This is a genomic window from Pseudomonas sp. MOIL14HWK12:I1, assembly GCF_000510705.1.
GTDB classification, from domain to species: domain Bacteria; phylum Pseudomonadota; class Gammaproteobacteria; order Pseudomonadales; family Pseudomonadaceae; genus Chryseomonas; species Chryseomonas oryzihabitans.
Genome location: NZ_KI783307.1, coordinates 507,615 through 527,656, shown reverse-complemented (window position 1 = coordinate 527,656; position 20,042 = coordinate 507,615). Strand labels below are relative to the sequence as shown.

General features: G+C 63.2%; 20 protein-coding genes, 1 tRNA gene and 1 pseudogene. 6 read left to right on the top strand and 16 right to left on the bottom strand.

The features are described 5' to 3' along the window. Positions 1-61 precede the first annotated feature (61 nt). Both mobH and PSEK12I1_RS24970 read left to right on the top strand, forming a co-directional pair. On the top strand, positions 62-1,927 hold the full coding sequence (gene mobH / locus PSEK12I1_RS0112460) for a MobH family relaxase (RefSeq protein WP_027601712.1): 1,866 nt from the start codon (positions 62-64) through the stop codon (positions 1,925-1,927). A 380-nt stretch (positions 1,928-2,307) separates the two neighbouring features. After that, complete coding sequence (locus tag PSEK12I1_RS24970; protein ID WP_331280033.1) at positions 2,308-3,054, top strand: site-specific integrase; 747 nt, start codon at positions 2,308-2,310, stop codon at positions 3,052-3,054. Between the two features lie 175 nt (positions 3,055-3,229). Here the strand turns inward: PSEK12I1_RS24970 and PSEK12I1_RS0112450 are convergent. The 15 genes from PSEK12I1_RS0112450 to aspS form a co-directional block, all read right to left on the bottom strand. Next, positions 3,230-3,305: transfer RNA gene (locus tag PSEK12I1_RS0112450), tRNA-Lys, on the bottom strand. A gap of 59 nt (positions 3,306-3,364) precedes the next feature. Then, complete coding sequence (gene queC, locus PSEK12I1_RS0112445; protein WP_027601711.1) at positions 3,365-4,039, bottom strand: 7-cyano-7-deazaguanine synthase QueC; 675 nt, start codon at positions 4,037-4,039, stop codon at positions 3,365-3,367. A gap of 2 nt (positions 4,040-4,041) precedes the next feature. Next, a complete protein-coding gene (queE, locus tag PSEK12I1_RS0112440; protein ID WP_027601710.1) occupies positions 4,042-4,692 on the bottom strand; it encodes a 7-carboxy-7-deazaguanine synthase QueE in 651 nt (216 codons plus the stop codon). Positions 4,693-4,763: 71 nt separating this feature from the next. After that, positions 4,764-5,591, bottom strand: coding sequence for a tol-pal system protein YbgF (ybgF, locus tag PSEK12I1_RS0112435; protein WP_027601709.1), 828 nt, complete (start codon positions 5,589-5,591; stop codon positions 4,764-4,766). 6 nt (positions 5,592-5,597) lie between these two features. Further along, the gene (pal, locus tag PSEK12I1_RS0112430) at positions 5,598-6,119 is read right to left on the bottom strand and encodes a peptidoglycan-associated lipoprotein Pal (protein ID WP_007160328.1); all 522 of its coding nucleotides are present in this window, start codon (positions 6,117-6,119) and stop codon (positions 5,598-5,600) included. Positions 6,120-6,178: 59 nt separating this feature from the next. Next, entirely contained in the window at positions 6,179-7,477 is a 1,299-nt protein-coding gene (gene tolB / locus PSEK12I1_RS0112425; RefSeq protein ID WP_027597944.1) for a Tol-Pal system beta propeller repeat protein TolB, read from the bottom strand. After that, on the bottom strand, positions 7,474-8,577 hold the full coding sequence (gene tolA, locus PSEK12I1_RS0112420) for a cell envelope integrity protein TolA (RefSeq protein ID WP_037006956.1): 1,104 nt from the start codon (positions 8,575-8,577) through the stop codon (positions 7,474-7,476). Before tolA ends, tolB begins: the two co-directional genes overlap by 4 nt. Continuing rightward, positions 8,577-9,023, bottom strand: coding sequence for a protein TolR (tolR, locus tag PSEK12I1_RS0112415; protein ID WP_007160331.1), 447 nt, complete (start codon positions 9,021-9,023; stop codon positions 8,577-8,579). The genes tolA and tolR overlap by 1 nt, the downstream gene beginning before the upstream one ends. Before the next feature lie 11 nt (positions 9,024-9,034). Beyond that, positions 9,035-9,727, bottom strand: coding sequence for a protein TolQ (tolQ, locus tag PSEK12I1_RS0112410; protein ID WP_007160332.1), 693 nt, complete (start codon positions 9,725-9,727; stop codon positions 9,035-9,037). Positions 9,728-9,729: 2 nt separating this feature from the next. Next, complete coding sequence (ybgC, locus tag PSEK12I1_RS0112405; RefSeq protein ID WP_027601708.1) at positions 9,730-10,179, bottom strand: tol-pal system-associated acyl-CoA thioesterase; 450 nt, start codon at positions 10,177-10,179, stop codon at positions 9,730-9,732. Positions 10,180-10,230: 51 nt separating this feature from the next. After that, positions 10,231-11,283: a Holliday junction branch migration DNA helicase RuvB gene (gene ruvB, locus PSEK12I1_RS0112400; protein ID WP_007160334.1), complete on the bottom strand. Its 1,053-nt coding sequence runs from the start codon at positions 11,281-11,283 to the stop codon at positions 10,231-10,233. 4 nt (positions 11,284-11,287) lie between these two features. Further along, complete coding sequence (gene ruvA / locus PSEK12I1_RS0112395; protein WP_007160335.1) at positions 11,288-11,890, bottom strand: Holliday junction branch migration protein RuvA; 603 nt, start codon at positions 11,888-11,890, stop codon at positions 11,288-11,290. Positions 11,891-11,936: 46 nt separating this feature from the next. Next, the gene (gene ruvC / locus PSEK12I1_RS0112390; RefSeq protein ID WP_007160336.1) at positions 11,937-12,497 is read right to left on the bottom strand and encodes a crossover junction endodeoxyribonuclease RuvC; all 561 of its coding nucleotides are present in this window, start codon (positions 12,495-12,497) and stop codon (positions 11,937-11,939) included. Next, entirely contained in the window at positions 12,497-13,243 is a 747-nt protein-coding gene (locus PSEK12I1_RS0112385) for a YebC/PmpR family DNA-binding transcriptional regulator (RefSeq protein ID WP_007160337.1), read from the bottom strand. The genes ruvC and PSEK12I1_RS0112385 overlap by 1 nt, the downstream gene beginning before the upstream one ends. A 104-nt stretch (positions 13,244-13,347) precedes the next feature. Next, positions 13,348-15,123, bottom strand: coding sequence for an aspartate--tRNA ligase (aspS, locus tag PSEK12I1_RS0112380; RefSeq protein WP_027601707.1), 1,776 nt, complete (start codon positions 15,121-15,123; stop codon positions 13,348-13,350). 211 nt (positions 15,124-15,334) lie between these two features. Here aspS and PSEK12I1_RS0112375 point away from each other — a divergent pair, with 211 nt between their 5' ends. The 3 genes and pseudogenes from PSEK12I1_RS0112375 (at position 15,335) to PSEK12I1_RS24965 (ending at position 16,616) form a co-directional block, all read left to right on the top strand. Then, on the top strand, positions 15,335-15,805 hold the full coding sequence (locus tag PSEK12I1_RS0112375; RefSeq protein ID WP_007160339.1) for a Dps family protein: 471 nt from the start codon (positions 15,335-15,337) through the stop codon (positions 15,803-15,805). A gap of 166 nt (positions 15,806-15,971) precedes the next feature. After that, positions 15,972-16,280, top strand: a pseudogene (locus tag PSEK12I1_RS25100) (cold shock domain-containing protein membrane protein); the annotation flags it as partial. A 120-nt stretch (positions 16,281-16,400) separates the two neighbouring features. Beyond that, positions 16,401-16,616 carry a cold shock domain-containing protein gene (locus PSEK12I1_RS24965; protein WP_160923550.1) on the top strand — a complete coding sequence of 72 codons (216 nt, stop codon included), beginning with the start codon at positions 16,401-16,403 and terminating at the stop codon, positions 16,614-16,616. 58 nt (positions 16,617-16,674) lie between these two features. On the opposite strand, the gene PSEK12I1_RS0112365 is transcribed toward PSEK12I1_RS24965, so the two are convergent. After that, positions 16,675-18,765 carry an LTA synthase family protein gene (locus PSEK12I1_RS0112365; RefSeq protein WP_027601706.1) on the bottom strand — a complete coding sequence of 697 codons (2,091 nt, stop codon included), beginning with the start codon at positions 18,763-18,765 and terminating at the stop codon, positions 16,675-16,677. A 317-nt stretch (positions 18,766-19,082) separates the two neighbouring features. Here PSEK12I1_RS0112365 and PSEK12I1_RS0112360 point away from each other — a divergent pair, with 317 nt between their 5' ends. Further along, positions 19,083-20,042, top strand: coding sequence for a MoxR family ATPase (locus PSEK12I1_RS0112360; protein WP_007160342.1), 960 nt, complete (start codon positions 19,083-19,085; stop codon positions 20,040-20,042).

Sequence of the window (20,042 nt, the reverse complement as noted above, 5' to 3'; positions counted from 1 at the left end):
CCATTGTTCGCTTACCGCTGCTGATCGACAACGCAGGCCCAAGAATTACCAAGGGCATGCCATGTTCGATCTCTTTTTCAGGAAGAAAGCCCCACCCTCTGCGCCTGCAGGGTCCAGCAAACAGGGCTTCACCCAGCCGTCTGCAGGCCAGGATCTCCTGGCGCTCCCCCGCCGGCAGAAGCTCATGGAGAACATCTGGCAGCGGACGTCGCTGTCCCGCGAGCAGTTCGCCTCACTCTATCGGGATCCTCTCGGGCGCTACGCTGACTTGGTCCAGCAGCTTCCCGCTTCGGAGAACCACCACCACGCCTATCCCGGGGGCCTGCTCGATCACGGGCTGGAAATCGTCGCCTACGCACTGAAGATCAGGCAGAACTACCTCCTACCCATCGGCGCACCGCCCGAATCCCAAGCAGCCCAGGCGGAGGCGTGGTCAGCAGCGGTAGCTTACGGCGCCCTCCTCCACGACTTGGGCAAGATCGCCGTCGACATCGAGGTCGTCCTCGAGGACGGCAAGCCATGGCATCCCTGGCACGGTCGCATTGAGAAGCCCTACCGCTTCAGGTACGTCAAAGGTCGCGACTATCAGCTTCATGGCGCTGCCTCAGCACTCGTCTATTTCCAGGTGCTGCCTCCCCACGTGCTGGACTGGCTCAGTGGCTACCGTGAGCTATGGTCATCGCTGATCTTCGTGTTGGCCGGGCAATGCCAGCACGCTGGCGTACTGGGCGAGATGATCGTCCAGGCCGACCAGGCGAGTGTCGCCCAGGAGCTCGGTGCCAACCCGCAACGTGCGATGGAGGCCCCCAGGAACTCGATCCAGCGGCAGCTGGCCGATGGGTTGCGGACCCTGGTCATTGAGAAGTTCAAGCTGAACCAGCCAGAAGGGCCCTCGGACGGGTGGCTGACCCAGGATGCGCTATGGCTCGTCAGCAAGCCTGCCTCAGACCAGCTGCGGGCACTGATGCTCTCCCAAGGCGTAGAAGGTATCCCCACGTCGAACGCCCCGTTCTTCAACCTAATCCAGGACCAGGCCATCATCCAGGTCAATGCTCAGGACAAGGCTATCTGGAAGGCAACGATCGACACGGGCCACGGCTGGAAGAACACCTTCACCTTACTCAAGGTTTCTCCTGCACTGATCTGGCCAGATCCTGCAGATCGACCAGCTCCCTTTACCGGCACACTCACACTCGAGCAGCCAGACGGCGCAGAGCCAGATCAGCAGCGGCCTGAACAAGTGAGTGGTAGCGTTGGGCCAGCATTTCCGCTAACACAAAATGTGACACATGTCACATCTTCACAAGAGATGCCTTCATCCGAAACACTGCCGCCGCCCGCATTCCAGACCGGTTTAGACTCCATGGACGAGACCCTTGCGCTAGCAGATGAACTCTTTGGTGAGGCGGCTCCATCTGCCGCAATTCCAACCCATCAGCCACTTCCTGACGTTGTCGAAGACGGCTTTATCGACCACATCACCGAGCACTTAGCTAAGGCACCTATTTCGTCTACGAACGCAGCTGATCTCGGTCAGGCTTTCGTAGCCTGGACAAGGCAAGGCGTGCTTTCACACAAGCTAGTGATTAACGATGCCAAGGCACTGATCCACACAGTGGATGGCACCGCATTTCTTGTCAGTCCGGGATTATTCAAGCGCTATGCCCTGGAGCATCCTCACATACATGCGGATGCCAAGGCGCGTGGAATTGAAGCCTGGCAATTGGTCCAACGAGCTTTTGAAAAGCTCAAAACTAATCGTAAGACAGCGGACAATCTGAATATCTGGATATGCGAGGTCATCGGCCCGCGAAAATCTAAAACGCTTAAAGGCTATCTGCTGGAGAACCCTACTGCGATCTTTACGCATCCGCCCTTCGATAATGTAAGTCTGCGACTGCAGGTCACAGGAGCTAGCGAAAGTTGAATATCATTGATATCGCTAGCGAATACAACGAAACTCACGACCTCAGACCAGCGACTAGAGTTATATATCTAGCAGCGGCCCGAGCACTAAGTCGCAGATTCGGTGACGACGTCGAACTGGAGAAGTTACATCATCGCGACATTCTGATCTGGCGCAAAGAAGCTCTAGATTCCGGACTGGCCAAACGCAGCTGGAATACGTACGCGAGCCATCTCAGAACACTCTTTAGGTACGCCATTTCTCAGGACCTATTGAGCATCCGGAAAAACCCCTTTACCGACACCTCTGTAGTTCCGCCTAGGAAGCGGAAGAAGACCGTACCTCACGAGGCCATTACCCAGGGTCGCAACCAGCTGATCAGACTCCAAGAGATAGAACGGGTGTCAGGCGAACGCAGCAGCATAACCCCTGCTTGGTTCTGGCTAGCCGTGTACGAGACCTTTCACTACACCGGGATACGTCTAAACTCTTTATTGAGCATACAGAGGCGAGACATCTGCTTAAGACGCAGAACAATTAACATTAGAAGCGAAGGAGATAAGACTCACAAAGAATTTCTCCTACCAATTCCTGGTCCTCTTTATGAGCACATAGACCGCATTGCAGCATGGGCAGATTCTTTGCACTTCAAAGCCACGGACCAACTATTTAATGTCAATAGGTTCTCCTCACATTACAGACGAGAAACTATGGATATCAATCAGATTGAAGCAATGTATAGAAAGCTCACGGCCATGGTAGGGACTCGGATGACTCCCCACCGGTTCAGGCACACCTTGGCGTCTGACTTGATGCGACAAGCTGATCGTAATATCCACGTAGCTAAGGCCCTACTGAACCACTCCAGTATCGCTACCACGATGGAATACATCGAGACGGATCCACACCAGATGCGTCATGTGCTGGAAGAACGTGCCGATAAGGTACCGAAGAACATGATCGTTCGAGTTGATTACAGCGCCCGGCAGCACCAGGAGCAACCACTAGATTCACCCAAGCCTTCCTCCCTGCCCTTTCAGCAGCCGGCGAGCATCGCAGGACCTGCCACGCTAGAAGCGTTCGATCAGCTCGCAGAATGGATCAGCAACGGGGCACGACCGCTTACAGCGGTAGTAAGACGTGGATAGCTGAGCAGCGGAATACAAAGCGAAATGGCGCCCAGACCAGTTTGTGCCAGGCTCCGGGCGCCAGTTGATTCAGTTTGACATCATCAAACTGCGGGGCTAGATTCCGCCACAGACGGCTGCTTGTCTGAGCTGAGGGAACGCAAAAACCCTCCTTGCGGAGGGTTTCTGGTGAAGATGGTGGGTCGTGTGGGATTCGAACCTACGACCAATTGGTTAAAAGCCAACTGCTCTACCGACTGAGCTAACGACCCGTTAGTGGGCGCCATTCTAGCGATTTTCTCAGGAGAATCAACACCCTAGATGAAATTTTTTACTGGTAGCGCGTAGGGTCGGAAATTCCCGCCGCCTTGAAGCCTTCGGCGCGCAGGCGGCAGCTGTCGCAGCGACCGCAGGCCTGGCCTTCATCGTCGGCCTGGTAGCAGGAGACGGTCAGGGCATAGTCGACGCCCAGCTGGCTGCCAGCCTGGACGATCTGCGCCTTGGAAAGGAACTGCAGCGGGGCCTCGATCTTGAAGGTATCCCCTTCCACACCGGCCTTGGTGGCGAGATTGGCCAGGCGCTCGAAGGCCTCGACGAACTCCGGCCGGCAATCCGGATAGCCGGAGTAGTCCACCGCATTGACCCCGATGAAGAGATGACGGGCACCGAGCACCTCGGCCCAGCCCAGGGCTAGCGACAGGAACACGGTATTGCGTGCCGGTACGTAGGTGACCGGGATGCCCTCGCCCGGGGTCTCCGGGACGGCGATGTTTGGGTCGGTGAGCGCCGAGCCACCGATGCCATTGAGATCCAGGCCGATCACCTTGTGCTCGACGACGCCCAGCTGGCGCGCCACGCGTTCGGCGGCTTGCAGCTCGGCGCGATGGCGCTGGCCGTAGTCGAAGCTCATGGTGTAGCAGGCGAAGCCCTGGGCCTTGGCCATGGCGACGATGGTGGCGGAATCCAGGCCGCCGGAAAGAAGGATGACCGCTTTGGGCTGACTCATGCTCAGTGTCCCGGTTCGTCGTTCCAGAGAATCTTGTGCAGCTGCAGCTGGAAGCGCACCGGCAGGTTATCCGCCACGATCCACTCTGCCAGCTCACGCGGCGCCACCTGGCCATGGCTGGGTGAGAACAGCACCTCGCCCGCCCGTTGCTCCAGGCGATATTCGATCAGCTTGGAGACGGACCAGTCATAGTCCTCGCGGGAGCAGATGACGAACTTGACCTGATCGTTGGGCGTCAGGTGGTCGAGGTTGGCGTACAGGTTGCGCCCCACCTCCCCCGAGCCCGGCGTCTTGAGGTCGACGACCTTGCTGACACGCCCGTCCACGCCACTGACATCCAGGGCGCCACTGGTTTCCAGCGACACCTCGTAGCCGGCGTCGCACAGCTGCTCGAGCAGCTTGAGGCAGTTGGGCTGGGCCAGCGGCTCGCCGCCGGTCACGCAGATGTGCCGCGGGCGGTAGCTCGCGACCTGCTCCAGGATGGCATCGAGATGATGGATCTCGCCGCCGGTGAAGGCATAGGCCGTGTCGCAATAGTGACAGCGCAGCGGGCAGCCGGTGAGCCGGACGAAGACGGTAGGAAGACCGGCGGTGCGGGCTTCACCCTGGAGCGAATAGAAAATCTCGGTAAGACGTAGGGTATCTTTTTGCATGGAAGCCACGGGCGTGACGGCTACACAGGCCATCCGCCTCCGTTGCGGTAGATAGAAGAAAAAAGCCTGCGCTAGGGCAGGCTTTTCAGATCCCGCTGCGCCAGTTGCGCAGCGGAGGTTCCGGGATATTGGCTGATGACCTGCTGGTACATGCCCTTGGCCCGATCGGTGCGGCCGAGCTTCTGCTCGACGCCACCCAGTTTGTACAGCGAATCCGGCACCTTGTTGCTGGTGGGATAGGCCTGACTGACCTTGGCGAAGGCCTGGCCAGCAGCCTGCAGATCGCCCTTGGCCAGATTCACTTCACCCAGCCAGTACTGGGCATTGCCCGCATACTGGCTGTTGGGATACTTGCGCAGGAAGGCATTGAATGCCTGGCTGGCTTTGTCGAAATCCTTGGCCTTGATCAGATCGAAGGCAGCGTCGTAGTACAGCTTTTCCTTCGCCGGATCACCCGGTTCACTGCTGGCAGCCGGTGCTCCTGCGGAAGCAGGCGGTGTCGGCGCATTGTTGGCCGCGATGGCACCACCCTGGGCGGCACCGGCAGCGGATCCGCCGCCCGCATTGGCAGGCGCGGAAGAAAGCTGGGAAATACGGCCATCCAGATCCTGGTAACGATCCAATCCTTCCTGCTTGAGCTGGCGGATCTCGTTTTCCTGAACCTCGACCTGGCCACGCAGGCGAGCGATATCGTCCTGCATCTGTTGCAACTGCATGAACAGTTGACCCATGCCGGAAACGGGAGCCCCGTTTCCGGCACTGGCCGCGCCTGCATTGCCATAGCCTTGCCCAGCGGACTGGGCAACGCCATAACTACCATCCTGTACGGGGACCTGAGCCCCGGCGACAACCGGTACACCAAGGGTCAGGGCGATCAAGAACTGCAGGCGCTTGGACATCGTTTATTACTTCTTCAGCTCGACGCGACGGTTCTGAGCCCAGGAAGCTTCGTCGTGACCGACGGCAACCGGACGCTCTTTACCGTAGGAAACCAGCTCCAGCTGAGCCGGGGACACGCCCTGCAGCACCAGGTAGCGCTGAACGGCCTTGGCACGACGCTCGCCCAGAGCCAGGTTGTACTCGCGGGTACCGCGTTCGTCGGTGTTGCCTTCCAGAACGACGCGCTGGCCGCTGGCCTTCAGGTCACGAGCGTGAACGTCCAGAGCGCGCATGGCTTCCGGCTTCAGGTCGGAGCTGTCGTACTCGAAGTAGAAGGTGGTGATGGCGCGCAGAGCGGCTTCGTCGCCCATGCTGCCGTCAACGGCACCCGAGTTGGCGCCGTAGCCAGCGTTCGGGTCGACAGCACCGGCACCAGCGCCAGCACCAGCGCCTTCACCGGAGGCGTCGCCGCCCTTGGAGGAACAGCCCACGGCCACGGCCATGGCCAGAGCCAGTGCAGCGAACTTGCCGAATTTCAGCATTTCCATCATGTAACTCCTAAAAGAACCGCAATGTTGGTGTAACTAAGGACTTTTCTAATTAGCCGTCAGTTCAGGTAAGGAGACCAGGAAGGCTCGCGCACGTCACCCTGGGCGGTGGGAATAGGAATCCGGACGCGACCATTGATGGAGACAAGCATCAGGACGCCTCGGTCCTGCTGGCGGGTGGCGTAGATTAGCATGGTGCCATTGGGCGCAACAGTGGGCGAGTCGTTGAGGCTGGTGTTGGAAAGTACCCGCACAGAGCCGCGTTGGAGGTCTTGCGCAGCGATCTGGAAGTTGGTGAAACCTTCCTGGCGATGCACCATGACCAGCGTCTTTTCATCCGCCGAAAGTTTCGGGTTGGCGTTGTAGTTACCGACGAAAGTCACGCGCTCAGCACCCCCGCCATTGGCGTTGGTCTTGTAGATCTGCGGCTTGCCGGAACGGTCGGAGGTGAAATAGATGGTCTGACCATCCTTGCCCCAGAAGGGCTCGGTATCGATGGCCGAGTCATTCGTCACACGACGAATGGCACGCGAGCCGAGGTCCATCACATAGATCTCGGGGTTGCCGTCCTTGGACAGCACGAAGGCCAGGCGATTGCCGTCGGGCGAAAACGCCGGCGCGCCATTCAGGCCTTCGAAGTTGGTCAGCTGCTCGCGGCGACCGGTGTCGATGTACTGCATGAAGATGCGCGGGCGCTGCTGCTCGAAGGAGACATAGGCGATGCGCTTGCCATCCGGCGCGAAACGCGGCGACAGGATCGGCTCGCGTGACTGCAGCAGGGTAACGGCACGGGCACCGTCATAGTCGGCGCGCTGCAGGGTGTAACGGGTGTTGGTGGCGGAGAAGCGCTCGGCGGTCACATAGAGGATGCGCGTCGAGAAGGCACCCTTCACACCGGTCAGCTTTTCATAGGCCTGGTCGGAGATGAAGTGGGCCATGTCGCGCAGCTGATCGGTGCCGCCGCCGACGTTGCCGGTCAGGACCTGCTGTTCGGTGGAAACGTTGAACAGGGCGTAGTTGATCTGCAGCCGACCGCCATTGGGCACGATGTTGCCCACCAGCACGTAGTTGGCACCCAGGGCCTTCCAGTCACGGAAGATGACTTCGCTGGCCTGGCTCGGCTGGCTCAGCATGTTCTGGCGCGGAATCGGCGAGAACACCCCGGAATTGCGCAGGTCGTCGCTGACGATGTTGGCCAGGTCTTCCGGCAGTGGCTGACCACCCTGCCACCCGAAGGGCACGACGGCGATCGGGATGGCGCGATCACTACCGCTGGAAATCACCAGCGGATCGGCCGCCTGGGCGGAGCCCACCACCAGGACCAGGCCCAGCAGGATGTAACGGATCAGGGTGTTCACAGACTCAGGTCCTCCGGTTTGAAGATCATGCGGCGCTGACGATACAGCTGATCGAAGGTCTTGCGATCCAGCTGCTGCAGCTCACGGATACGACCGACGTTACGCACGGCCGATACCGCTGAATTATCGAATTCCTTGTTGCCACTGGAGCGGGTCACCGTCGCGCTGGTGATGGTGCCGTCCGGCAGCATGTTGATCTGCACCTCGACGCTCATGCCGTTGCGCGCCGACTGCGGACGCGTCCACTGCTCGCTGACCAGCCGCACGATCAGGTCATCGAAACTCGATGCCACCTCGTCGCCCTGCTCTTCGGCCAGTGCCTGCTGCCGCTGGGTATCATCGGACAACAACTCGGCGAGGGCCTGCGCCTTCTTGTCTTCCGCTGCCTTGCGCGCAGCCGCCTGGGCAGCCTTCTTCTTGGCGTCGTCCGCCGCTTTCTTCTTGGCGGCCTCCGCAGCAGCCTCTTTCTTGGCCGCCTCGGCTGCAGCCTTCTGCTTGGCTTCTTCGGCCGACTTCTGCTTGGCTGCCTCTGCCGCAGCCTTCTTCGCCGCTTCCTCGGCCGCTTTCTGCTTGGCTGCTTCGTCAGCCTTCTTCTTGGCGATGTCCGCCTGCTTCTTCTGCTCGGCGGCCTGCTTGGCTTCCGCAGCCGCCTTGGCGGCCTCGGACTGTTTCTCGGCCTCAGCCTTGGCTTCGGCGGCCTTGGCCGCCGCTTCCGCTTGCTGCGCCTTTCGAGCGTCGTCGGCTTTCTTTTGTTCCGCGGCCTGTTGCTGGGCTTCCTTCTGTTGCTGAGCCGCCTTGGCCGCCGCCGCTTCACGCTGGGCTTCCTGTTGCTGACGACGCTGCTCCAGTTGTTCCTGCTCGTACTGCTTGGCCGCGGTCTTCTTCGCCTCCCCCGCCAGTTTCTGCTCGGTCTGCACCTGCGCCGAACTCTTGGATTTGAGCTGGACCAGGGTCGCCTGGACGACCGGACGCGACTGGGGCAATTCAGGGGTGAAGGCGAAGCTGACAAACAGCAGGCCGAAGATCAGCACATGCAGGGCGACTGCCCAGATGACCGGCCAGAAATAACTTTCGGACGACGAACGCTCGCGGTGTCGCATCAAGGCGCCTCGGTAATCAACCCGACGTTGGGGACGCCGGCCTGTTGCAAGGCACCCATGGCGCCGGCGACGACGCCATAGTTGGCGGCCTTGTCACCGCGGATGAACACCTGGGTGTCCGCACGCTGACGCATGATGGCACCGACCTGCTGACTCAGTTGCGGCAGGGACACCGCGGTGGAGGACTTGGCCTTCTGATCGGTATCCACCTCGGAACCGACGTTCCAGTAGTAGGTACCGTCGGCTTTCACCGAGACGGTGAGGATCTGCTTGTCGTTGTCCTGCGGCAGGGCCTGGCTGTCGACCTTGGGCAGGTCGACCTTGACGCCCTGGTTGAGCATGGGCGCCGTCACCATGAAGATGACGAGGAGCACCAACATCACGTCGATGTAGGGCACCACGTTCATCTCGGCGACGGGCTTGCGTTTCTGGCGGCGAGGGACCATGGGATACCTCTTTATTCGTCGCTGGTGTGGACTTTGCGGTGCAGGATGGCCTGGAATTCATCCGCAAAGGTGTAGTAGCGGTTGATCAGCATTTCCGAGCGGGCGGCGAAACGGTTGTAGGCCACGACGGCAGGAATGGCGGCGAACAGACCGATGGCGGTAGCGATCAGGGCTTCGGCGATGCCGGGTGCCACGGTGGCCAGGGTCGCCTGCTGGGCGGTGGACAGGCCGCGGAAGGAGTTCATGATGCCCCAGACGGTACCGAACAGACCCACGTAGGGGCTGGTGGAGCCGACGGTGGCCAGGAACGGCAGGGCCTGTTCGAGCTTTTCTTCCTCGCGGGAGATGGCCACGCGCATGGCGCGGGAGACACCTTCCATGACCGCATCGGGATCCACGCCGGGCTGCTGACGCAGACGGGAGAATTCCTTGAACCCGGCGCGGAAGATCTGCTCGACGCCGGAATCCGGATCGGGGTTGCTGCCAGCCTGGCGGTACAGCTTGGACAGATCGATGCCCGACCAGAATTTCTCTTCGAAGGCATCCAGGGAACGCTTGGCGGCGCGCATGGCGTTGCCACGCTGGATGATCATGATCCAGGACGTGACAGAGGCTGCGACCAGGATGAGCATCACCAGTTGCACCACCAGACTGGCGTTGGCGATGAGGCTCCACATGGACGTATGGTCGACGTTGGGTTGCACGCTTAATCTCCTGATTGAATTGACGCCGGACTTCCGGCAAGAACCGTTCGCATGGCTTCGGGCATGGCCCTCGGCCTGAAGCTGTCAGCACGCACGCAGGCGACCGTTACCCACCCTTCGCAGAGCAGGACATCGTCCTTAGCACGCCGGACCTCCTGGTGAAACCTGAGGCTGGCGCGCTTCGCTTCAACCACCTCGGCACCGATCAGCAACTCGTCATCCAGCCGCGCGGGCGCATGGTAGCGCGCTTCGCTGCTGTGGACGACGAAGAGCAGACCGTCCCGGGCGAGTTCGGACTGGGCATAGCCCAGCGCGCGCAGTCGCTCGGTGCGGGCGCGTTCCATGAACTTGAGGTAGTTGACGTAATAGACGATGCCGCCGGCATCGGTATCTTCGTAGTAGACACGACACCTGAGGACGGACGGCGACGGGCTCCGCGATTGCGCGTGCATACTCTAGAACCTAGCCTCGCCGTTGCCAATCAGAAATGTTCGCAACTGCATTTAGTTACCATTGACCTCGAACAGATCGGGCGTACCGCCCTGGGCCAGACGCGTCGGCAGGTTGAGTCCGAAGTGCAGATAGGCATGCCGGGTCACCACCCGCCCGCGCGGCGTGCGCATGATATAGCCTTGCTGAATCAAATAGGGTTCCAGAACGTCTTCGATGGTGTGACGCTCTTCGCTGATGGCCGCCGCCAGGCTGTCCACGCCCACCGGACCGCCGTCGAACTTGTCGATCATGGTCAGCAGCAGCCGGCGATCCTGGTGATCGAAGCCCTGGGCATCCACGTCCAGCAGATCGAGGGCACGACTGGCGATGTCGTGGCTGATATGGCCCTGCCCACGCACCTCGGCGAAGTCGCGCACCCGCCGCAGCAGGCGATTGGCGATCCGCGGCGTGCCCCGCGCGCGGCGGGCAATTTCCATTGCGCCCTCGGCTTCGATGGCGAGGCCGAGGATGCCGGCGGAGCGGGTGACGATGGTGGCCAGGTCCGCGGTGCCGTAGAACTCCAGGCGCTGGACGATCCCGAAGCGGTCGCGCAGCGGATTGGTCAGCATGCCGGCACGGGTGGTCGCGCCGACCAGGGTGAAGGGCGGCAGATCCAGCTTGATGGAGCGCGCCGCCGGCCCTTCGCCGATCATGATGTCGAGCTGGTAGTCCTCCATCGCCGGATAGAGGACCTCCTCGACGATGGGCGAGAGGCGATGGATCTCGTCGATGAAGAGCACATCGCCCGCTTCCAGGTTGGTCAGCAGCGCGGCGAGATCACCCGGGCGTTCCAGTACCGGACCGGAGGTGCTCTTCAGGGACACCCGCATTTCCTGGGCGATGATGTTGGCCAGGGTGGTCTTGCCCAGACCGGGCGGGCCAAAGATCAGGGTGTGGTCGAGGGCCTCGCCCCTGCCCTTGGCCGCCTGGATGAACAGGCCCATCTGGTCGCGCACCACCGGCTGACCGATGTAGTCCGCCAGCCGCACCGGGCGAATGGCGCGATCCTGGACTTCTTCGCGGTCGCGGCCACCGGCCGAGATGAGACGATCGGTTTCTATCATGGGATCAGACCATGCCCTTCAGGGCGCGACGGATGAGTTCCTCGCTGGAAAGGTCTTCCCCTTCCACGGCGGCGACGGCGCGGCTGGCTTCCTGGGGCTTGAAGCCCAGGGCGACCAGGGCGCTGACCGCGTCGGCCTCGGCGCTGGCCGCGACGGCGGCCTGGTTCGGCAGGACCAGGGGGGCGATGGCGGGCAGATTTTCCCAGGCCTTGAACCTGTCCTTGAGCTCGACCAGCAGACGCTCGGCGGTCTTCTTGCCCACCCCGGGCACCTTGACCAGGGCGGCCGTGTCCTGGGCTTGCACACAGCGAACCAATTCATCCACCTCGAGACTGGACATCAACGCCAGGGCCAGCTTGGGGCCGACACCATTGAGTCGGATCAACTCGCGAAACAGCTCTCGCTCGCGTTTTTCCCCGAACCCATAGAGCAGGTGCGCATCTTCCCGTACCACGAGGTGGGTATGCAATGTGACGACTTCGCCCTGGGCCGGCAGCCGATAAAGGGTCGTCATGGGCACTTCGACCTCGTAGCCGACTCCGCCCACGTCGAGCAGGAGATGGGGCGGCTGCTTTTCCGCCAGGGTGCCACGTAGACGACCGATCACTGGGATACCTTCCTAACGTTGGAGCGAGATGAGAGAGCGGATGGCGCTAGAGACGCAGGCGACCGCCGCGGCGGCGGGTCGCCAGCAGGCCATGGGGAACCAGGCTCTGCCGGGTGTGGGCATGGCACAGGGCAATGGCCAGGGCGTCGGAGGCGTCGATCTGGGGTTTCTCGGTCAGGCGCAGCAGGTGCATGACCATCAGCATCACCTGCTGCTTGTCCGCCCCACCGTTGCCGACCACGGCCTGCTTGACCTGGCTCGCGGTGTATTCGGAAATCTCCAGACCACCTTCGGCGCCGGCGACGATGGCCGCTCCCCGGGCCTGACCCAGCTTGAGCGCCGAATCGGCGTTGCGCGCCATGAACACCTGCTCGATGCCCATGGTGACCGGCCCGTACTGGGCGATGACGTCGCGCACCCCGCGATAGACGATCTGCAGCCGCTCCGGCAACGGACCGTTACCGGTCCGGATGCAGCCGGAGGCGACGTACTCGCAGCCGCGCCCGGTGTCGCGCACCACGCCGAAGCCGGTCAGCCGCGAACCCGGGTCGATGCCCAGCACCAGGGTGCCGGGCGCATCGGGCGGCAGGCGCTCGTAGAGGGACATCAGCCGAGCTGCGCCATGACATCCTCGGGGATGTCGGCGTTGGAGTAGACGTTCTGCACGTCGTCCAGGTCTTCGAGCATGTCGATCAGCTTGAGCACCTTCTGCGCGGTTTCCAGATCCAGGGTCGCGGAGGTCGAGGGGATCATGGTCACCTCAGCTTCGTCGGCCTTGTAGCCGGCGGCGGTCAGGGCTTCGTTGACGGCGATGAAGTCGGCAAAGCTGGTGAAGACGTCGATGGAGCCATCGTCGTTGGCGACCACGTCGTCGGCACCCGCTTCCAGGGCGGCTTCCATCAGGGCGTCCTCGTCCAGGCCGGGGGCGTAGCTGATCTGGCCCTTGCGCTCGAACAGATAGGCCACCGAACCGTCGGTGCCCAGGTTGCCACCGCACTTGTTGAAGGCATGGCGGACTTCGGCCGCGGTGCGGTTGCGGTTGTCGGTCATGGCCTCGACGATGATGGCGACACCGCTCGGGGCGTAGCCTTCATAGGTCAGTTCCTCGACGTTCTCGCCTTCGCCGGCGCCCACGCCCCGGGCGATGGCCCGGTCGATGGTGTCGCGGGTCATGTTGGCGGTCAGCGCCTTGTCCACCGCCAGGCGCAGGCGGGGGTTGTCGGCCGGAACGCCGCCACCCTGGCGCGCGGCCACGGTCAGCTCACGGATGATCTTGGTGAAGATCTTGCCCTTCTTGGCATCCTGACGCTCTTTGCGATGCTTGATGTTGGCCCATTTGGAATGACCGGCCATAAGCTACTCCAATGTCTTGACGAAGACGGCGCCGCGGCGATGACCGCGGCGCACTGAAAAGGGAAACGGCGGGCACCCGTCCGGGCGCCCTCCTCCGATAAGGCTTATTCCGCCTTGGGCTGCTCGCGCAGGCGGATGTGCAGCTCGCGCAGCGCCTTGGCGTCGACGGCGCCGGGCGCCTGGGTCATGACGTCGGCGGCGCTCTGGGTCTTCGGGAAGGCGATGACTTCACGAATGGACGAGGCGCCGGTCATCAGCATCACCAGGCGATCCAGGCCGAAGGCCAGGCCGCCATGGGGTGGCGCGCCGAACTTCAGGGCGTCCAGCAGGAAGCCGAACTTCTCTTCCTGTTCCGCTGCGCTGATCCCCAGCACCTCGAACACCGCCTGCTGCATCTTCTTGTCGTGGATGCGGATGGAACCGCCGCCCAGCTCGGTGCCGTTGAGCACCATGTCGTAGGCGCGCGACAGCGCCGCACCCGGGTTGGCCTTGAGCTCGTCCGGGCCGCACTTGGGCGAGGTGAAGGGGTGGTGCATGGCGGTCAGGCTGCCATCGTCGTTTTCCTCGAACATCGGGAAGTCGACCACCCACAGCGGCGCCCACTGGCAGGTCAGCAGATTGAGGTCGTGACCGAGCTTGATGCGCAGCGCGCCCAGGGCCTCGGAAACGATCTTGGTCTTGTCCGCGCCAAAGAACACGATGTCGCCATCCACCGCGCCGACGCGGTCGAGGATGACGTTGATGTTGTCCAGGGGGATGTTCTTGACGATGGGCGACTGCAGGCCCTCGACGCCGGCGGCGCGCTCGTTGACCTTGATGTAGGCCAGCCCCTTGGCGCCGTAGATGCCGACGAACTTGGTGTAGTCGTCGATCTGCTTGCGCGGCATGCTCGCCCCGCCCGGTACGCGCAGGGCGGCGACACGGCACTTGGGATCGTTGGCCGGACCGGCGAAGACCTTGAAGTCGACGTCCTTGAGCTGGTCTTCCACGTCCACCAGTTCCAGCGGGATACGCAGGTCCGGCTTGTCGGAACCGAAGCGACGCATGGCCTCGGCCAGGGTCATGTGCGGCAGCTCGCCAAATTCGACGTCCAGGACTTCCTTGAACAGGTTGCGCACCATGGTCTCGGTGATGTCCATGATGTCTTTTTCATCGAGGAAGCTGGTCTCGATGTCGATCTGAGTGAATTCCGGCTGGCGGTCGGCCCGCAGGTCTTCGTCGCGGAAGCACTTGGCGATCTGGTAGTAGCGATCGAAGCCGGCGACCATCAGCAACTGCTTGAACAGCTGGGGCGACTGCGGCAGCGCGAAGAAGCTGCCGGGGTGGGTGCGGCTGGGCACCAGGTAGTCGCGGGCACCCTCGGGGGTGGCCCGGGTCAGGATCGGGGTTTCCACGTCGAGGAAACCGTTCTCGTCCAGGTAGCGGCGGATGCTGGAGGTGATGCGCGAACGCAGCTTCAGCTTCTCGGCCATCTCCGGACGGCGCAGATCGATGAAGCGATAGCGCAGGCGGGTCTCTTCGCCGACATCGGTGTATTCGTTGAGCGGGAACGGCGGGGTTTCCGCCTCGTTGAGCACTTCCAGCTCGTAGCCCAGCACCTCGATGGCGCCGGAGGCCATGTTGGCGTTGCGCGCGCCTTCGGGACGCAGGCGCACCTTGCCGGTGAGCTTGACGACGTACTCGCTGCGCACGCGGTCGGCCTTGGCGAAGGTTTCGGCGCGATCCGGATCGAACACCACCTGGGCCAGGCCTTCGCGATCGCGGATGTCGAGGAAGATGACCCCGCCGTGGTCACGGCGGCGGTGGACCCAACCGCAGAGGGTGATTTCCTGGCCGTCCAGGCTCTCGTTCAACTGGCCGCAATAGTGGCTGCGCATCATGGTCGTGGTTTCGCTTCTCTAGAACAGGCTGAATGCGTGGAGGCGCCGGGCCGGCAAGACCGGGCGCTCGACTGAACGGGAGATTCTATATCATCCGTCACGATTTTACCGTAGCCGGGCACGCAGCTCGACGTGCGAACACTGGCTAAACGGCCAGCGGTTCTGTGATAGCCTCGGAGCCCTTCGCAACCGACGCACAGGAGCCGTCAGCATGGAAATCAACATCGGAATCGCCGAACAGGATCGTGCCCAGATCGCCGAGGGCCTGTCGCGCCTCCTGGCCGACACCTACACCCTGTATCTGAAGACCCACAACTTCCACTGGAACGTGACCGGGCCGATGTTCAACACTCTGCACCTGATGTTCGAGACCCAGTACACCGAGCTGGCCGTGGCGGTGGACGACATCGCCGAGCGCATCCGCGCCCTGGGCTTCCCGGCGCCGGGTACCTACGCCGCCTATGCCCGCCTGTCGAGCATCAAGGAAGAGGAAGGGGTGCCGGACGCCCAGGACATGATCCGCCTGCTGGTGCAGGGTCAGGAAGCCGTGGTGCGGACTGCGCGGGGCATCTTCCCGTTGCTGGACAAGGTCAGCGACGAGCCCACCGCCGATCTGCTGACCCAGCGCATGCAGACCCACGAGAAGACCGCCTGGATGCTGCGCAGCCTGCTCGCCGCCTAGCTCCGGCTGCCGTCGCGGGCCGCGGCCCGCGACGGTGCCACGATTGAGCGGCCCTCACCTTTTGGGTTAAATAAGGACGCGCTTTTCGCGCCGGGTCACTCCGCTGTCGGGCACCGCTCCGGCAGTTTCGGCAGACCCGTGTTCTCTATCCCAAGGTGATTTCACATTGAACACGTTATCTACTGTCCATGTCGTGGTGGGCGCTGCCGCGCTCCTGTTATCGGCAATTCCCGGACTGCAGTCCGACACCTCGTCCTTCGATCAACCCGAGTCCATCCATCTGGCCCTGCTGGGTCTTGCCACCCTCCTCTTCACGCCTTTCTCCCGCAGCCGCAGCAGCGGTGCCCAGAAACTCGCCAGCGCCCTGCTGGTGATCGCCGTGGTGGCCCAGACCTTTATCCTGCTGGCGCCCCTCGAGCAGATCGGCGGCCTGCCGGCCGAATTGCTGCCGCTGGGGCTGACCCTGGTCGCCGCCCTGGCCAGCCTGCCGGAAAAGTTTCGTGCCCCGGCGGGCAACGCCGCGGTGGCCGACAGCGAGGTTCGTCCGCGTCAGGCGGCGCGTCCCGCCCCTGCCGCCGCCGCTCCGGCCCGTCCGCTGGCCGATGACCGCGAGCGCGGCACGGTGAAGTGGTTCAACACCTCCAAGGGCTTCGGCTTCATCTCCCGCGACACCGGCGACGACATCTTCGTGCACTTCCGCGCGATCCGTGGCGAAGGTCATCGGGTGCTGATGGAAGGCCAGCGCGTGGAATTCTCGGTGATCCAGCGCGACAAGGGCCTGCAGGCCGAAGACGTGGTCATCGCGGCCTGATCGCTGCCGGCAAAAAAGAAAGGCCGCCCTCGCGCGGCCTTTTTCATGGGCGACGAGACTACTGCCGCTGGGCGGCCGCGGCCTTGCTGTCGTTCATGCCGGTGGTGTTGCCGAGCAGGCTGGCGGTCGCGGTCTGGATGAAGGCCTCCAGGCGCTTCTGCAGCTCGGGCGCGCTGGCGTCGCCCTTGAGCACCTCGCCACCGGCCTGGGTGCCCAGGTGATAGCGATAGAGCACGGCGTCGCGGTCGCGCGGCTTGACCAGGATGCGATCGCCCGTGACCAGGGCCACGGTCTGGTCGCTGCCCGACGGCTTGATCACCGCCACGCCCGGATCGCCCTGGGGCAGACCCAACAGATCACGGCCCCAGCACTGGTGCTGGGTTGGCTTGCCGAAGCGGGCCAGCACCGTGGGCACCACGTCGATCTGGCTACCCACGGTGTCACGACGGGCGCCAAAGGTTTCCTGCACGCCCGGACCGATCAGCAGGAGCGGTACGTTGAAGCGCGACAGGTCCATCTCGGTGATCTGCTCGTTGTTGCCGAAGCCGTGGTCACCGACGATGACGAACAGGGTGTCCTGGTACCAGGGCTCGTTCTTGACCTTGGCGAAGAACTGACCCAGCGACCAGTCGGCGTAGCGCATGGCGGTGAGGTGTTCGTCGAGCGAGCCGTGACCGGTGACCGGGGTGACCGGCAGGTCCTTGGGCAGCGCATAGGGGGTGTGGTTGGACAGGGTCTGCAGCAGCGCATAGAAGGGCTTGCCGTCCGGCGCCTTGGCCAGCTTGTCCAGCTCCTGCACCGAGCGGTCGAACATGTCCTGGTCGGAAACGCCCCAGGTCGGATCCATGAACACCGGATTCACGAAGTCCTCGCGGCCGACGAAGCGGGTCATGCCCTGGTTGCTGAAGAAGCCGGACTGGTTGTCCCACTGGAAGTTGCCGTTGTAGACGTAGACGTCGTCGAAGCCGCGGGTGCTGAGCAGTTGCGGCAGACCGGAGAACTGGTGCGCGCCCTCGGGCATGCGCATCAGATACTCGAAGGCCGGCAGGTTGGGGAAGCAGGCCATGGTGGCGAACATGCCCTGGTGGGTATGGGTGCCGTTGGAGAAGAAGCGGGTGAACAGCGTGCCCTGCTTGGCCAGGGCGTCGAAGTTCGGGGTGATGCCGTCTTCGTTGCCGAGGGCGCCGATATAGCGACCGGCCATGCTTTCCATGAGGATCACCACGACGTTGCGCACCTTGGGCAACTGGCCGGCGGTGGGCGGGGTGTAGATCCGGCGGATGGCGGCCTTGTCGGCGTCGATCAGCTCGTCACGCGGGGTCAGCAGCAGTTGCCGGGTCACCGCCAGGGCGTCGGCGGCCGGCATGGTGGCCTTCCAGCTGTTGTCGCGATGGTCGGAGAAGCTGTTCTCAGCGGCATTGATCAGGGTCAGGGTGCCGTTCAGACCGAGGTGGTTGGCGAACATGGAATCGGTGGTGTAGGCGTCGCCCCAGCGCAGCGGCGGCCCGGATCTCAGGGTGCCGCGGGCAGCGATGACGGCCACCACCAGGCAGAGCAGAAACACCGCGCCCCGGCGATACCAGGCGGCCGGTCGCGCCGCGGCATACCGGCGGGTGGCTCGCTCCACGCCAAAGAACACCAGGCCCAGCAGCAGGGTCGCCACGGCCCAGGCCAGGAGCAGGCGCAGCACCGGGAAGCCGTTCCAGATCATGCTGGTGACGGTGTGCAGGTCTTCCTGCATGTACTGGAACACCAGGCTGTTCAGGCGCTGGTGGAATTCACGGTAGAAGTTCAGCTCGCCGACGCCCAGCAGCAGGCAGAGGCTGGCGGCCAGGGTGAACCAGCCGGCCTGCAGGCGGCGGGCGGCCATGGCTCTGGCGCTGAGCAGGCAGAGCAACGAGGGCACGCAGATATAGACCACCAGGCGCAGGTCGAAGCGAGCGCCGTTGAAGAAGGCCTCGGCAAAGGTGGCGAAGGGCGAGTCGCCGATCAGATCGGTGTTGTAGCCCAGCAGCGCCAAGCGTAGCAGGGTGAACATGACCATCAGCGCCAGGGCGCAACCCAGCACGAAGCTGAGGTGGCTGCCCAGCGTCGGCACCGGTCGGATGCCAGCGGCGCGCGGGGTGTGGGGGACTTCCGTTTGCGACATGAAAACACCTTGTCAAAAGCAGCAGGGATTCGCGGCGCGTGGCCAGCGGCTCGGGATCGGCCACGCAGAGGCCTCGGGCGCGGTCGGCAGGCGTGGGAGTTTAACCATCCGGCGCGATCACGCCAGTCCTGGGCTGCGCGACGTGGGCGAAGCGAGACCTCCGCCGCGCCGACCAGCGCCCAGCCTGAGCAGGAGCTCGTCAAAATTTCGTCAAGGACTGCTCTGGATGCGACATCAGCGCAGGCATGGGCGGCAGCCGCCGCTTGCAGTAAAATCCAGCACCCTCGACCGCTCCAGCGCCGTATTCAGGATGCCCCATGGCTCACCGTGACGCTCTGCAGGTGCTTCGCACCTACCTCACCAGCCAGATCCTTGGCCAGGAAACCCTGGTGGAGCGTCTGCTCATCGCGGTGCTGGCGGACGGTCATCTGCTGGTGGAAGGCGCCCCCGGGCTGGCCAAGACCAAGGCCATCAAGGACCTGGCGGAAGGCCTGGAAGCGGATTTCCACCGCATCCAGTTCACCCCCGACCTGCTGCCGGCCGACATCACCGGCACCGAAATCTATCGCCCCGACACGGCGACCTTCTCCTTCCAGCAGGGGCCGATCTTCCACAACCTGGTGCTGGCCGACGAGATCAACCGGGCGCCGGCCAAGGTGCAATCCGCGCTGCTGGAAGCCATGGCCGAACGCCAGGTGAGCATCGGTCGCACCTCCTATGCCCTGCCCGACCTCTTCCTGGTGATGGCCACCCAGAATCCCATCGAGCAGGAAGGCACCTATCCCCTGCCCGAGGCCCAGCTCGACCGCTTCCTGATGCACGTCAAGATCGGCTACCCCGACGCCTCGGTGGAGCGGCGCATCCTCGCCCAGGCCCGTGGCGAAGCCCTGGACGGCGAGACCCTGCCGACCGAGCGCGTCACCCAGGCGGCCATCAACGCGGCCCGCCGCGAGGTGCTCGGGCTGTACATGGCCGACGCCGTGGAGGAATACCTGGTCCAGCTGATCATGGCGACCCGCACCCCGGGGCGCTTCGATCAGGACCTGGCGCACTGGATCACCTACGGCGCCAGTCCGCGCGGCTCCATCGCCCTGGATCGCTGCGCCCGCGCCCACGCCTGGCTGGCCGGGCGGGACTTCGTCAGCCCGGAGGACATCCAGGCGGTGGTCTTCGACGTCCTGCGCCACCGCATCATCCTGTCCTTCGAGGCGGAAGCCGCCGGCATCGACCACGACCGGGTGGTGCAGCGCATCCTCGATCTGGTGGCCGTGGCCTGA

Bases quoted from the DNA above. Each gene is read 5' to 3' on its own strand.
- mobH (WP_027601712.1), top strand. From the start codon at position 62: ATGTTCGATCTCTTTTTCAGGAAGAAAGCCCCACCCTCTGCGCCTGCA.
- queC (WP_027601711.1), bottom strand. From the start codon at position 4,039: ATGAGTCAGCCCAAAGCGGTCATCCTTCTTTCCGGCGGCCTGGATTCC.
- queE (WP_027601710.1), bottom strand. From the start codon at position 4,692: ATGCAAAAAGATACCCTACGTCTTACCGAGATTTTCTATTCGCTCCAG.
- ybgF (WP_027601709.1), bottom strand. From the start codon at position 5,591: ATGTCCAAGCGCCTGCAGTTCTTGATCGCCCTGACCCTTGGTGTACCG.
- pal (WP_007160328.1), bottom strand. From the start codon at position 6,119: ATGGAAATGCTGAAATTCGGCAAGTTCGCTGCACTGGCTCTGGCCATG.
- tolA (WP_037006956.1), bottom strand. From the start codon at position 8,577: ATGCGACACCGCGAGCGTTCGTCGTCCGAAAGTTATTTCTGGCCGGTC.
- tolR (WP_007160331.1), bottom strand. From the start codon at position 9,023: ATGGTCCCTCGCCGCCAGAAACGCAAGCCCGTCGCCGAGATGAACGTG.
- ybgC (WP_027601708.1), bottom strand. From the start codon at position 10,179: ATGCACGCGCAATCGCGGAGCCCGTCGCCGTCCGTCCTCAGGTGTCGT.
- ruvB (WP_007160334.1), bottom strand. From the start codon at position 11,283: ATGATAGAAACCGATCGTCTCATCTCGGCCGGTGGCCGCGACCGCGAA.
- ruvC (WP_007160336.1), bottom strand. From the start codon at position 12,497: ATGTCCCTCTACGAGCGCCTGCCGCCCGATGCGCCCGGCACCCTGGTG.
- PSEK12I1_RS0112385 (WP_007160337.1), bottom strand. From the start codon at position 13,243: ATGGCCGGTCATTCCAAATGGGCCAACATCAAGCATCGCAAAGAGCGT.
- aspS (WP_027601707.1), bottom strand. From the start codon at position 15,123: ATGATGCGCAGCCACTATTGCGGCCAGTTGAACGAGAGCCTGGACGGC.
- PSEK12I1_RS0112375 (WP_007160339.1), top strand. From the start codon at position 15,335: ATGGAAATCAACATCGGAATCGCCGAACAGGATCGTGCCCAGATCGCC.
- PSEK12I1_RS0112365 (WP_027601706.1), bottom strand. From the start codon at position 18,765: ATGTCGCAAACGGAAGTCCCCCACACCCCGCGCGCCGCTGGCATCCGA.
- PSEK12I1_RS0112360 (WP_007160342.1), top strand. From the start codon at position 19,083: ATGGCTCACCGTGACGCTCTGCAGGTGCTTCGCACCTACCTCACCAGC.